The sequence below is a fragment of the Micromonospora chaiyaphumensis genome (assembly GCF_900091435.1).
GTDB classification, from domain to species: Bacteria; Actinomycetota; Actinomycetes; order Mycobacteriales; family Micromonosporaceae; genus Micromonospora; species Micromonospora chaiyaphumensis.
Window position 1 is genome coordinate 479,296 of record NZ_FMCS01000006.1, and the last position, 10,298, is coordinate 489,593.

General features: G+C 70.5%; 12 protein-coding genes, 2 tRNA genes and 1 rRNA gene. 8 read left to right on the forward strand and 7 right to left on the reverse strand.

The genetic code is table 11. From position 1 onward, the window contains the following. The first annotated feature begins 67 nt into the window (after window positions 1-67). The 3 genes from GA0070214_RS19265 (at window position 68) to GA0070214_RS19275 (ending at window position 1,266) form a co-directional block, all read left to right on the forward strand. A tRNA-Ser gene (locus GA0070214_RS19265) sits at window positions 68-158 on the forward strand. 35 nt (window positions 159-193) lie between these two features. Then, window positions 194-266: transfer RNA gene (locus GA0070214_RS19270), tRNA-Arg, on the forward strand. 184 nt (window positions 267-450) lie between these two features. Further along, window positions 451-1,266 carry a DUF6882 domain-containing protein gene (locus tag GA0070214_RS19275; protein ID WP_244167761.1) on the forward strand — a complete coding sequence of 272 codons (816 nt, stop codon included), beginning with the start codon at window positions 451-453 and terminating at the stop codon, window positions 1,264-1,266. A 100-nt stretch (window positions 1,267-1,366) separates the two neighbouring features. Here the strand turns inward: GA0070214_RS19275 and GA0070214_RS32930 are convergent, their stop codons facing one another. Together GA0070214_RS32930 and GA0070214_RS19285 are read right to left on the reverse strand one after the other, a co-directional pair. Further along, window positions 1,367-2,071, reverse strand: coding sequence for a DUF4259 domain-containing protein (locus tag GA0070214_RS32930; RefSeq protein ID WP_341845075.1), 705 nt, complete (start codon window positions 2,069-2,071; stop codon window positions 1,367-1,369). A gap of 71 nt (window positions 2,072-2,142) precedes the next feature. Continuing rightward, window positions 2,143-2,469, reverse strand: a complete 327-nt coding sequence (locus tag GA0070214_RS19285) for a DUF6331 family protein (protein ID WP_091265429.1) — start codon at window positions 2,467-2,469, stop codon at window positions 2,143-2,145. A gap of 260 nt (window positions 2,470-2,729) precedes the next feature. Between GA0070214_RS19285 and GA0070214_RS19290 the strand changes: the two genes are divergently transcribed. Next, the gene (locus tag GA0070214_RS19290) at window positions 2,730-3,368 is read left to right on the forward strand and encodes a hypothetical protein (RefSeq protein WP_091265432.1); all 639 of its coding nucleotides are present in this window, start codon (window positions 2,730-2,732) and stop codon (window positions 3,366-3,368) included. An 11-nt stretch (window positions 3,369-3,379) separates the two neighbouring features. Here the strand turns inward: GA0070214_RS19290 and GA0070214_RS19295 are convergent, their stop codons facing one another. From GA0070214_RS19295 to GA0070214_RS19310, 5 genes are all read right to left on the reverse strand, one after another. Beyond that, window positions 3,380-3,862 (reverse strand): SRPBCC family protein, encoded by a 483-nt coding sequence (locus tag GA0070214_RS19295; protein WP_167364290.1) that lies wholly within the window; start codon window positions 3,860-3,862, stop codon window positions 3,380-3,382. Between the two features lie 162 nt (window positions 3,863-4,024). Beyond that, window positions 4,025-5,743 carry an arginine--tRNA ligase gene (argS, locus tag GA0070214_RS19300; protein ID WP_091265626.1) on the reverse strand — a complete coding sequence of 573 codons (1,719 nt, stop codon included), beginning with the start codon at window positions 5,741-5,743 and terminating at the stop codon, window positions 4,025-4,027. Between the two features lie 283 nt (window positions 5,744-6,026). Then, window positions 6,027-7,085, reverse strand: coding sequence for a tryptophan--tRNA ligase (gene trpS / locus GA0070214_RS19305; protein WP_091265438.1), 1,059 nt, complete (start codon window positions 7,083-7,085; stop codon window positions 6,027-6,029). A gap of 91 nt (window positions 7,086-7,176) precedes the next feature. After that, entirely contained in the window at window positions 7,177-7,344 is a 168-nt protein-coding gene (locus GA0070214_RS31885; protein ID WP_167364291.1) for a hypothetical protein, read from the reverse strand. A 52-nt stretch (window positions 7,345-7,396) separates the two neighbouring features. Continuing rightward, window positions 7,397-7,843, reverse strand: a complete 447-nt coding sequence (locus tag GA0070214_RS19310; protein WP_091265441.1) for a PRC-barrel domain-containing protein — start codon at window positions 7,841-7,843, stop codon at window positions 7,397-7,399. A 283-nt stretch (window positions 7,844-8,126) separates the two neighbouring features. On the opposite strand from GA0070214_RS19310, the gene GA0070214_RS31535 reads away from it, so the two are divergent. The 4 genes from GA0070214_RS31535 to GA0070214_RS19325 all read left to right on the forward strand — a co-directional run. Then, window positions 8,127-8,516, forward strand: a complete 390-nt coding sequence (locus tag GA0070214_RS31535; RefSeq protein ID WP_139141877.1) for a hypothetical protein — start codon at window positions 8,127-8,129, stop codon at window positions 8,514-8,516. Window positions 8,517-8,660: 144 nt separating this feature from the next. Continuing rightward, the gene (locus GA0070214_RS19315) at window positions 8,661-9,221 is read left to right on the forward strand and encodes an alpha-ketoglutarate-dependent dioxygenase AlkB (protein WP_091265445.1); all 561 of its coding nucleotides are present in this window, start codon (window positions 8,661-8,663) and stop codon (window positions 9,219-9,221) included. Between the two features lie 35 nt (window positions 9,222-9,256). Further along, window positions 9,257-9,517: an SCO4848 family membrane protein gene (locus tag GA0070214_RS19320; RefSeq protein ID WP_091265448.1), complete on the forward strand. Its 261-nt coding sequence runs from the start codon at window positions 9,257-9,259 to the stop codon at window positions 9,515-9,517. Between the two features lie 665 nt (window positions 9,518-10,182). Continuing rightward, window positions 10,183-10,298, forward strand: a 16S ribosomal RNA gene (locus tag GA0070214_RS19325); the annotation flags it as partial.

Here is a 10,298-nt window from a genome sequence, read left to right on the forward strand (position 1 = left end):
GGTAGTCGCTTTGCCCCGGGTGGGTACGGACCTGTATCCTCGGGCGCGGTGGTCTCCGGGCCACCAGGGAGACTTCGCCTAGTCTGGTCTATGGCGCCGCACTGCTAATGCGGTTGGGGTCTTAAAGCCCCTCCCGGGTTCGAATCCCGGAGTCTCCGCGCAAAAGCCGGTGTGTAGACTGGCCGAGCAGCAAGCGCCCGTAGCTCAATGGATAGAGCATCTGACTACGGATCAGAAGGTTAGGGGTTCGAGTCCCTTCGGGCGCACAGTGCAGGAGAAAGCCCCCGACCAGCCAGAATGGCAAGGTCGGGGGCTTTCCGTATCTGCCGGGATCAGCGCCTGGACGCTCGTGGGAGCCATGCTGGGAGCCACGACGCTCTCAGCCGGCCTCGGTTGCGCAGCCGTCCTGGTTGCAGTCGGTGGCATGTGAGCGGCCGTGGGCGCACTCCCATGCCGGCCAGTGTTTATGTGATCATGCCGGAGGTCTTCGCCCGGCCGGCGGGCACCGGACGCTTCGGGATGGCCTCGGTGCAGCTTCCCGGACCCGGGATCCGCACCGCATGCGTCGACACGCGGCACCTCACGGTCTGGCACACTGCGGCGATGCTGACGTTTGATCGACTCTTTGCGTCGCATGTCGCCACCGGACTGGCCCGTCAAATGGCGCTAGGCGACCTGATCGGCGAGCGCGGCTGGCAACTCGACCTGACCAGCGGCATCGTGATGTTCGGCGACGACCTGCGGTATCGCATCCAGCTCCTCGGTACGGAGAGCCACGACGACGGCAGCTGGCTGTGGGCATGGGCCAACGAGGCGAGCAATCTGCCACCAGCGCTGCTGCATCTGTGCGGCTGGCTCCGCGAGTACGGTCATCGCCACGGAGTTGCCGAGCTCACCGAGCCCACGTTCGCGCTTCAGCGCGTCGACGGTCACCGCCTCGCCCTGCTGGCCTCCGGCCTGACCGGCCGGTGTTACTACCGCGGCCCGTTTCCCGGCGGCGCGGTCTTCTTTCACCTCGACGACGCCCCGCCGCAGATCACCGCACCGATCCGGCCGGAGCGCGCGCTAAGCATTCTGAGCGAGGTCATTCAGGGCTTTCCGGTGGACCACCGCATCGCCGTGGAGTCGTTCCTGCACCAGCAGTCCTGGCGCCTCGACCCGACACCCACATCGGTGACCGCGCACCATACCGGCGGCTCCACCTTGCGCGTCGACTTCGACGCCCTAGGCCGTGTCAGCAATATGTCCGGCACAGTCAGCCCGTAGCAGGCCCGTCCCAGGATGTGCGGACTCACGGCGGAGATGGGCTTGAGCCAGAGGAGCGGCACGCGCAGGGGTGGGTTTACCCAGCGACCTTCCGGCCACTTCAGAGCAGCGCGATCTGACCGGGCAGTTCGGGCGGACCGGACAGCACTGCGCGAAGCTTGTTGATCTGCGGGAACTCACTCACTCCCGCCTCGCCCCATAGGCTCCGCCATTCCGAGTCGTGGCCGAGGACCCGGTCAAGTGCCTCGACCGCCAGCTGTGGCAGGTCGTCGTCCAGGTCAAGGGATTCACCAGCAAGCAGGAAGTCCGGCGCGTACGGCGAGGTTATCGGCTCTCCGCCGGGCATCTGAGACGCCACGATTGCCGCTGCGGCGATGGCCGAGGCGGCATCGTCATGGTCGAGGTACCCGGTGTCGAGTGCTGCCGTTGTCAGGGCGGCGCGAACCATTGCCGGCCGGGCAGGCGGATCGGCATCGTGGAGGTCACCGCACCAGTCGGCGGCGCTGTCGTTGTCGAACGGACCGTCATCCCAGGCGCCCATGTGCTCCTCCACGTTCCCGGTGATCGGATCATGGAGCCGAGCGAGGGCGGACGCAAGGGCGCGAGGGTTCTTGGCCGTACAGGCATCGGTACAGCCAAGCCGATCGACAGGCGTGCCGATCTTCGTCGGGAGCAGAAGGCCATGCTCCTGCCGGCGATCACCGGCAGCCTCCCGCTCGGCCCGCTGCAGAGCCCGATGACCACGCAGCACCTCGACCAGTCCGGCCGGCAAGGCCACAGCCCGCTCGGACCCGTCCGTCTTCACTGCCCCGAACCGGAGTCGTCCGCCGGGCGCGCAGCAGGTGAGGGCCGTTTCGTGAAACCGATCTTGACCGCTCACGACGCATCGCCGGCCGCCAGTCCTGCTTCGAGTGCGGCCAGGAAGTCCAGCAACTGACGCCGCGCGGCGTCGTCGGGCGTGCGATGGTTCAGGAATGTCGACGTGACGCGGTGCGAGCGGTCCTTGACCACCTCGATCAGCTCGGCGAGTTGTAGCCGAGCCTCGACCACCGCGGTCGACCCCACCTGGCGGCACCACGCCTCGACGACGGCGGGATCGGTAGAGACGGCGTCGATTCCGCAGCACTCGCGGACACACACCACCTCGCAGAAGGTGATGCACTCGCTCAGTGGCGATGGAATTTCGACCGACACGTCCGCCATCGCCGCTCCTTCCGAGAGCCGGCCGCAATGGTGCCGGGTAGCCGATGCTAGCGCCGTCACCGGAGACGTACTCCTGCGGATGTGGTGGCCACCGGGGCCGGATCGGCCGGCGACCGCGTGGGCGCATCGCCAGACCCCGCCGGACCGTCAGATGTCCTGCGCCGGTCGACGGCAGAAGCTGCGGTTTCGGTTGATCTCGACACCTGGTCGGCCGGGTAGCGTCACCGCTCCGCGAAGATCGTGAGAGGGATGCGACGTTGATGATGCGACGGGTCGGGCTCGGCGTGGTGGTTGTGGCGGCGCTGCTCGCCGCTTCGGCGTGTGGCGACGCCTCCGAGATGCCGGCCACGCCCACCGCTGCGGAGTGGAGTGCCTCCGCGGAGTCGCTCGCCCCCACGCCGACGGCGGCGCCGGCGGCCACACCGAGCCGCGCACCCGAGCCCTCGCCGACCCCACGATCCTCCAAGGCCGCGCGGTCCTCGACCGCTCCCGCACCGGCGCCCACAACCAAGAAGGCCACACAAGCGGCCACCACGAGCAACAAGGCGGCCTGCACCGCCGTCAAGGGTCCGCTGGAAAAGGCCATCGCCGGCCTGGCCGCGTTGGTCATCATCGCCGGTAGTGCCACGTCGGAGACGGAGGTCGCCGCCGCCCGGACGGAGACGATCACGCGGCTGGTCGACCTCGAGGCGGTGGCGAACAAGGTTGCCGCCGAGCAGACCGACCGCACGCTGCGGAGCAACTTCAGGGCGCTGGCCGTGGCCGCAGACCGGAAGTACGCCTACATCCGCGCAGTCAGGCCCTTCGATGTGGAAGGGCTCGTGAGCGTGGCGAGCGACACCAGCGCCCTGGAAAGCGCGGTCAACAAGCTCGAGCCGGCCTGTGGCAAGTACTGGTAGCCGGACCCTGGTCAATCCGGATGGCGGTGATCGCTGACGGCTGTCCGCTCGAACTTGCCGGCGACCGCGTGCGCGGTGTCGGTGACCTCTCCCGTCTCCAGGAGCTGCTTGAGCCTGCGCAGGTTCGCCGCCACCTCGGCGGCGGGCGGCTTCCCGATCAGCGTCAGGGCGATGCGGCCCAGTGCTCCGAAGGGTGTCCTCAGCACCTCGTGGACCTCGGTCCGGTCCGGTTCCGGCCCCGGGCCGAACCGTACCGTCCACTGGGTGCGCATCCCGGCCGGAACGGTGGTCGCGTACCGCAGCAGCTCGTTCGCGCGCTCCTCGACGAGCCGGACCGTGGATCCCAGCCGGACGCCGAGCGGTCCCTGGATCGTCCAGCGGAATGTCGCCGGCCCGATCTGCTCACTGGCCACGACGTCGCCCAGGAAGCGGGGCAGGTTGTGGAAGTCGCGGTAGAAGTCGAAGACCTCCGTGACCCGGCGCTCGATCGTCACTCTCGCTTCAGCCGGGGGCGGTGAGCGCATGGCTGCCTCCCACAGATCTTCCCGTTCCAGCCCTGCTGCGACCCGGGCCGCTTGCCCGACGGCCCGTCCACTAAACCCGGGCTGACCGGGTGCCGCCCGCCAGGGCGGCACCCGCTCATCCCGCTTTCGAATTCACAGGCGCTCCGGTGTGCGGATGCCCAGCAGGTGCAGGCCCTGCCCGAGCACCCGCGCGGTCAGGTCACAGAGCACGAGCCGGCTCTCCCGGACCGGCTCGTCGGCCCGCAGTACCGGGCACCGCTCGTAGAACGCGCTGAACGCGGCGGCGAGCCGGGACAGATAGGCGGTCAGGTGGTGGAACTCCAGGTTCTCCGCCACCTCGCCGACCACCGCACCGAAGCCGACCAGCTCGAAGGCGAGAGCCCGCTCGGCCGGCTCGGCCAGCGAGATCGCCGCCTCCGGCCGGGCCGCCACCCCGGCCCGCCGGAAGATCGACCTGATCCGGGAGTACGCGTACTGGAGGTAGGGCGCGGTGTTGCCGTCCAGGGACAGCATCCGTTCCCAGTCGAGCACGTAGTCCTTGTGCCGGTCGCTCGACAGGTCGGCGTACTTGATCGCGCCGATGCCGACCGCCCGGCCGACCTCGGCCGCCTCCGTCTCGCCCAGCTCCGGGTTCCGCTCCCGGGCCAGCGCGGTGGCGCGGGCCACCGCCTCCTCCAGCAGCCCGACCAGCTTCACCGACCCGCCGGCCCGGCTGCGCAGCATCCGCCCGTCCGGCCCGAGGATCGAGCCGAACCCGACGTGCTCGGCCCGGGCCGGCGGGGCCAGCCAACCGGCCTGCGCGGCGGCGGCGTAGACCATCTCGAAGTGCCGCCGCTGCGGCAGCCCGACCACGTAGAGCAGCCGGGTCGCGCCCAGCGTGCCGGTCCGGTGCCGGATGGCCGCCAGGTCGGTCGCCGGGTAGCCGTACCCGCCGTCGGACTTGCGCACGATGAGGGGCAGCGGTTCACCGTCCCGGCCCACCGAGCCGGGCGGGAACACGCAGGCCGCCCCGTCGCTCTGGCGCAGCAGCCCGAGCCGGTCCAGTTCCTCCACCACCGGGCCGAGCAGGTCGTTGTAGCTGCTCTCGCCGTGGAAGTCCCGCTCGGTGAGGGTCACGTCGAGCAGGTCGTACACGGTCAGGAAGTAGCGTTCGGACTGCTCCACGAGCAGCCGCCACAGCCGCAGCGTCGCCGGGTCGCCGCCCTGCAACGCCACCACGCGCAGCCGGGACCGCTCCCGGAACGCCTCGTCCGCGTCGAACTTGGTCCGGGCCGCCTTGTAGAACGAGTCGAGGTCGCCCATCGACAGCTCCTGCGCCGCCTCGGCCTCGCCCAGGTCGACCAAATGCTCGATCAGCATGCCGAAGGGCGTGCCCCAGTCGCCCAGGTGGTTGGCCCGCAGCACCCGGTGCCCCAGCCACTCCAGCAGCCGGGCCGCCGCGTCCCCGATCACCGTCGAGCGCAGGTGCCCGACGTGCATCTCCTTCGCCACGTTCGGCGCCGAGTAGTCGACCACCACCGTCTCCGGCGCGCTGGTCGCCGGCACCCCGAGCCGCGGGTCGGTGGCCAGCGCCGAGACCAGCCCGGCCAGGGCGCCGTCGGCGACGGTCAGGTTGAGGAAACCCGGACCGGACACCTCCGCGGCGCTGCAGAGGTCGGCCAGGTCCGCGCGTTCCAGCACCTCGGTGGCGACGGCGCGCGGTGGCCGGCCGAGCCGCCGGGCCAGGGCCAGGGCCGCGTCGGACTGGAAGTCCGCGCGCTGGGAGCGCCGCACGACCGGGTCGACCGGCGCGCCGGCCACCGTCGCGAACGCCGGCGCCAGCCGGCCGGTCAGCAGTTTCTCCAGATCCATGGGTACGCCGATCTCGCTCGGATCCGCCACACGCGGATCACCGGACGGGGATGCGGGCGGACCGAGGACGATCGGCGGTGACCGGCGGCTCGATCCGCCGGTCGCAGTGAGGAATGCTCAGCGCAGGCGGTCGCGGGACCGCCGGCGTCGCAGCGCGCCGAACAGGACGTCGAAGGACGCCGTCGGGTACGCGTGCGAGCTGGTCATGGGAGCAGCCTAACCGGCCGGCCCGGGGGCGGCGCAAGGCCGTACCCGGGCCCGGCCGGTCGGCGTACCCGGAAGGTCAGGCCGGCGTGTCGACGGCCTTGCGGTAGCGCTCGGCCCTCCGCCGCACCTGGGTGTACGCGCTGGTGAGGCCCATCGCCCGGCGGACCTCGACAAGGGTGCGGCGCACCTCGGCGCGGGTCCGCTCGGTGCCCTCGACGATCAGCTCGTCGACCAGGCCGGGTTGCCCCTCGAACCGGGCCCGCCGCTCCCGGACCGGGTCGAGGAACCGGTTGAGCGCGCCCGCCAGCTCCTCCTTGACCTCGACGTCGCCGACCCGGCCGGCGCGGTAGCGCCCCTTCAGCTCCTCGACCGTGGCGCGGTCGGTGTGGAACACGTCGAGGTACGCGAAGACGGGGTTCCCCTCGACCGTGCCCGGCACGTCGGCCCGGACCCGGTTCGGGTCGGTGTACATCCCCATGACCTTGCGCCGCACGGTGGCCGGGTCGTCGGAGAGCGCGATGGCGTTCCCCCGGCTCTTGCTCATCTTCCCGGCGCCGTCGGTGCCGACCAGGGTGGGCGTCTCCGACATGATCATTTCCGGCACGGGGAACACCTCGCCGTAGAGGTGGTTGAAGCGCCGGGCGATCTCCCGGGTCACCTCCACGTGCGCGGCGTTGTCCTTGCCCACCGGCACGACCTGCCCCTTCACGCAGAGGATGTCGGCGGCCTGGAGGACGGGATAGCCGAGCAGCCCGTACGGCATCTCCTCCTTGCCGGCGTCCCGGCTCATCTCCTTGAGCGACGGGACCCGTTCCAGCCGGGGCACGGTGACCAGGTTCTGGAACAGGGTGTTCAGGTCGCCGACCTCGGGGATCGCCGACTGGAGGTAGAAGGTGGCCCGATCCGGCTCGACGCCGGCGGCGAGGATGTCGGTCACCATCTCGCGGGCGTTGCGGGAGACCTGCTCGATGTCCTCGCGGCCGTTCCGCGTGGTGAGCATGTGCAGGTCGGCGATGATGAAGAAGCTCTCGTAGCGCTGGTGCAGCTTCACCCGGTTGGCGATGCTGCCGACGTAGTGGCCCAGGTGCAGCCGCCCGGTCGGGCGGTCACCGGTGAGCATCCGTGCTGCGGACATGGTCGTACGCCTCTCGTGGCTGTTTCGGTGGAGGACGCGCGGGCGCGCGGGACAGGACCCGGGGTGTGCCCGGATCAGTGGGGTTGGCTCGTCAGTGCGAGCGCCGCCATCGCCCGCCGGCGCGGAACCGCAGCCCACCGGCACGGAGGACGTCGAGGATCTGCTCCCGACCGTCGTCGACACGGGCCGGGAGAACCGGAGCGGCAGCCGCCGGGAGACCGTCGAGGGTCTCCGGGGCGCAGGTGCTCGGCCGGACCATGCCTGACACGGTAGCCGGTCCACCACTCCGCGCGCAGACCGGAACGGCCTGGTCAGTCCCGCCGGTAGCTCTCGGCGTAGTAGTCGCCGACCTGCTCGCGGTAACCGGCGCGGTCGAAGTCGTCCGGGTCGAAGGCCGGTGACTCCTTGACCTGGTCCCGGGTCCGGTCCACGTGCACGACGCGCTCCAGGTGGTCGACCCGGGCCACCGTGCCGACCGGCAGCAGCACCTTCCGGCCGAAGATCCACGGCCCGGTGTCCACCACGAGGTAGCCCGCGCCGGCGTCGTCGCTCGCCCGGTCGACCGCGCCGATCCGGCCGTCGGTCGCCTCCACCCGGTAGCCGGTGAGGTCGATCGGCGTGCCCGGGCCGGGGGCGTCGGGGCCACCGTCGGCGTCGCCCTCCGGGCGCTGCCGCGGCACGTCGTCGGGGCGGGTCTGGTCGTAGCCGCCCGCCAGCGCGGACGGGTCCCGCCAGAGCCACGGATTGAACGGCTGCATGGTGCCACCTCCGGTGTCGTCGTCTCGCCACCCGAAACAGTGCCCGACGGGCCAATGAGGGAAACACGAATGCAATTCCGAACTCCCCGCCGCCGTTTCTGCGAGATAGCTCATAATCGGCGCCCGCCGATCTGCCCCGTGGCTCCGGCGCAGGTGGTGGGTGGTGTCGCGGCCGTCCGGCACACCGGAAAGCGGACCGGAGTGTCCGCCGCGCACATTCGACCGGGCCGGCAACCGCACCATTCTGGTCCCGCATCCGTCGGCACAGGGAAAGGGAAAACAGATGCAGCGGGTCATTGGACGAATCGCGACCGCGGTGGCAGCGGCCGCCCTGGTGGTGCTGCCGGCCACCGGCGCGCGGGGCGCCGTGTTCAACCCGTACACCCCGGAGGCGCTCTGCGGGCTCGGCTACGTCGCCGTGGACCAGGACCCGATCCACGACGCCGCCACCGGCGCGCGGCTCGGCACCGTCCACCTCCTCCGCAACCCCCTCACCGGGTACGGCTGCACGGTCACCCTCAAGTCCGCGTACGTCGGCACGCTCACCGGGACCCGCGTCTACCTCGACCCGAGTGGACGCCCTTCCGGGTGGACGAGGGCAGCCGGAGCTACGCCGCCGGGCCGGTCCACCTCTACCTCGGCGCCGGCTGCGCGATCTGGGGCGGGTCGATGACCGACCCGGCGGGCGTCGTCCACCACCACGACCGGGCGAACCCGGCGATCGGCGGGGCGGTCGCCTGCTTCTGACCAGCGGATGGCGGGCCGGATTCGCGCGGCGTGCGGACCGGCCCGCCGTTACGGTCACCCCGTGGGCAGGATGCGCGGAATCCACGAGCGGCCGGCGGGACTCACGTACCAGCCGGACCTGGTCGACGACGACGAGGAACGCTCCCTGCTCGCGACCCTCGACGCGCTCGACTTCCACGAGGTCCGCATGCACGGGCAGGTCGCCCGGCGCACCGTCCGGCACTTCGGCTACGACTACGACTACGGCTCCTTCCAGCTCACCGCGACGGAGGCGCTGCCGGTGGCGCTGCGCTGGGTGCGCGAACGGTGCGCGGCGCTCGCCGGGGTCGACCCGGAGGCGCTCGCCCAGACGCTCGTCACCCGCTACCCGCCGGACTCCGTCATCGGCTGGCACCGCGACGCGCCCGCCTTCGGTCCGACCGTCGTCGGCCTCTCGCTGGGCTCCGCGTGCCGGTTGCGGTTCCAGCGGGGCACCGGGGAGAACCGCCGGGTGTACGAGGTGGAGCTGGCGCCCCGTTCCGGCTACGTGCTGAGCGGGGCGGCCCGGACCGCGTGGCAGCACAGCATCCCGCCGGTGCCGGCGCTTCGCTACTCGCTGACCTTCCGCATGCTCCGGGCGCCGCGCTCCTGACCTGCGCCGACGGCCCGCTGGCATACTGGCCAGCCATGGTGCTGTCGCGTGGCTGGTCGGTGTTCCTGGTCGGGGTCGGGATCTGGACCTGGGTGATCTGGCCGAGGTTCGCGGTCGCCATCTGGAACGACCCGCGGGCGTGGTCGGTCGGCGCGGTCGGCGAGGGAAGCCCGACCAGCTTCCTCTGGGTGCACGCTCTGCTCATCGCGGCCTCGCTGGCCATCGGTACGACCGTCGGGGTGCTCGGTGTCCGGGGCTGGCTCACGGCCCGCCGCCGACCCACGCAGGACCGCTGAGCAGGGCAGATAGCTCTGCGATGATGATGTGACGCGGGACGCTGCCCCTGGATTTGACGATCAAACCCGAGGCCGCGTAACTTTCTCTCTGCCACCGCGGAACGGGGCAAACGGGACGAAGATCCCGGGGCCGCGAACCGAGGTTGGCACCCGGAAACCGCCGAGGACCACCTCGACGGAGCCGGACCGGGCGGGGCTCGTTGAAACGCCGCAGGGCGGATTTGGCGGAGCGAAACCGACCGGGTAAGGTTGACGACCGGCAGGGCACCGGGCGAGCTTGCGGGAAACCGCAGCGGCCGGCCTGCCAAATCCGATGACCAGGCACAGCGGTTCGCCGCTGCGCGTGTTCAGCGGCGCCGACCCGTACGAAGCGTGACAGACCGGGACACACGGTTTGACACGGCAGAGACGGTGAGGTAACGTAGTAAAAGTGCCCGGCGCGAGAGCGCCGGGTGTAACGGACGAAATGCCCCGGCTGGGGGCTCCACGGTGTGGGGCTTTCGGATGGTGTGTGGTTGTTCTTTGAGAACTCAACAGGGTGCTTGATAAGCCAGTGCCAAATTGATTTATACCCCGGACTGGTTGGCTCTTCTTTGGGAGGGTCTGCTGGTTGGGATTCCTTTGGCAACACTTTTGTTGTCAGGATGATTGTTCAACAAATATTTTTGTTGGAGAGTTTGATCCTGGCTCAGGACGAACGCTGGCGGCGTGCTTAACACATGCAAGTCGAGCGGAAAGGCCCTTCGGGGTACTCGAGCGGCGAACGGGTGAGTAACACGTG

What these genes read in the sequence shown, in the direction of transcription:
- GA0070214_RS19275 (WP_244167761.1), top strand. Translation starts at nt 451, where the DNA reads ATGCCGGCCAGTGTTTATGTGATCATGCCGGAGGTCTTCGCCCGGCCG.
- GA0070214_RS19285 (WP_091265429.1), bottom strand. Translation starts at nt 2,469, where the DNA reads ATGGCGGACGTGTCGGTCGAAATTCCATCGCCACTGAGCGAGTGCATC.
- GA0070214_RS19290 (WP_091265432.1), top strand. Translation starts at nt 2,730, where the DNA reads ATGATGCGACGGGTCGGGCTCGGCGTGGTGGTTGTGGCGGCGCTGCTC.
- argS (WP_091265626.1), bottom strand. Translation starts at nt 5,743, where the DNA reads ATGGATCTGGAGAAACTGCTGACCGGCCGGCTGGCGCCGGCGTTCGCG.
- trpS (WP_091265438.1), bottom strand. Translation starts at nt 7,085, where the DNA reads ATGTCCGCAGCACGGATGCTCACCGGTGACCGCCCGACCGGGCGGCTG.
- GA0070214_RS31885 (WP_167364291.1), bottom strand. Translation starts at nt 7,344, where the DNA reads ATGGTCCGGCCGAGCACCTGCGCCCCGGAGACCCTCGACGGTCTCCCG.
- GA0070214_RS19310 (WP_091265441.1), bottom strand. Translation starts at nt 7,843, where the DNA reads ATGCAGCCGTTCAATCCGTGGCTCTGGCGGGACCCGTCCGCGCTGGCG.
- GA0070214_RS31535 (WP_139141877.1), top strand. Translation starts at nt 8,127, where the DNA reads ATGCAGCGGGTCATTGGACGAATCGCGACCGCGGTGGCAGCGGCCGCC.
- GA0070214_RS19315 (WP_091265445.1), top strand. Translation starts at nt 8,661, where the DNA reads ATGCGCGGAATCCACGAGCGGCCGGCGGGACTCACGTACCAGCCGGAC.
- GA0070214_RS19320 (WP_091265448.1), top strand. Translation starts at nt 9,257, where the DNA reads ATGGTGCTGTCGCGTGGCTGGTCGGTGTTCCTGGTCGGGGTCGGGATC.